Origin of the sequence: Bartonella sp. MU70NMGDW, from assembly GCF_042194085.1 — a bacterium.
Classification (GTDB): Bacteria; Pseudomonadota; Alphaproteobacteria; order Rhizobiales; family Rhizobiaceae; genus Bartonella; species Bartonella grahamii.
This window is the reverse complement of record NZ_JBHIMK010000360.1, coordinates 1-1,154: the sequence shown is the minus strand read 5'-3', so window position 1 is coordinate 1,154 and position 1,154 is coordinate 1. Positions and strand designations below refer to the sequence as shown.

The 1,154-nt window shown below is 44.5% G+C and carries 1 protein-coding gene; it reads left to right on the top strand.

From position 1 onward, the window contains the following. The coding region (locus tag ACFIKE_RS10980) for a Bgr_08870 family protein (RefSeq protein WP_375649950.1) at positions 1-1,154 on the top strand (1,154 nt) is incomplete at both ends.

Genomic DNA, 1,154 nt, shown 5'->3' with positions numbered 1-1,154 from the left:
CCTAAAGAAGGACGCTTTATCAGTTCTGAATTCCCAATCTTGCGGGAAAACTTGACCAAAATTGATCAAGCCATTGCAGATGTTGAGGAAAAGGTAGAGGGAAAAGCGCCTTCAAAACACACGCACACAATAAGTGATGTTGCAGATCTTGAAGCAGCCTTGAAGGGCAAGATGGCAGCGGATAAAACTTTCACTTTAAAAGATTTAGGTGATATCGAGGGTGCACAAGATGCTGCCAACAATTATGTTCTCTATAAATCAAGCAACAATAACTTCACTTTTGGCAGTGCAATATCATTGTTAGGCGCGCATCAACATAAAACCGAAGATATCGTGGGGCTTGATGATTTTAGAGCCAAGATCAATGAAGATCTCACAAGCTATGGTCGCTTAGCCAGCTCAAATGAATGGCAAAGTTATAATAAATTTACCAGCAAAGTCACTATGAGTGGCAGTTTAGAACTGTTGGGTAATGCATCATTGAACCTCACCCATAATGGTGAAGTGGTGACAAGTCTAAGCACAACGGGAAGCTTTCTTAAAGGACCTTTGAGGGTTGATGGTGATGTTGTTTATACGAAGGCGCAAGTGGATGCAGCCATCTTGGCACAAATAAAGAGTCTTAAAAAAGATTTGACTGATAAAATCACCAATTGGCCGGCTCTTGCTGATGCTGAATTACTCTATACACAGAATGGGAAAATTCAATGGCCAGATTGGGTAACGGATCAAACCAAGGTTGAAATTCAAGCATGGGGTGGTGGTGGCAGTGGTGGTGGATCTGATACTCCAACTTTAGGAGGGGGGGGTGGTGGAGGTGGTTGCACGGTGTGGTATGGTTATAAAGCCAGTTTAAATGGGCATGAGCATATCACAATTGGTAAAGGAGGCGAAGCTGTTGCAAATGTGAGTATGAAAGGCAATTCTGGAGAAACAACAGTGATTGGAAAGAATTTTATCACAGCCACAGGAGGGGGAGGTGGCGGTGGCGCTAAACGTCCGAATCCAGCACTTGGTGGAGTTGGAGGGATTGGCGGAAATTTTGGCTTAGCAACGGATGATCGTCCAGGTCTTGCTAAAGGGGGAAACGGTCATTCTGGGACAAGCGGAATCAATAGTACAATCAGTGGGAGTGGAGGCGATGCTGGGGGAGA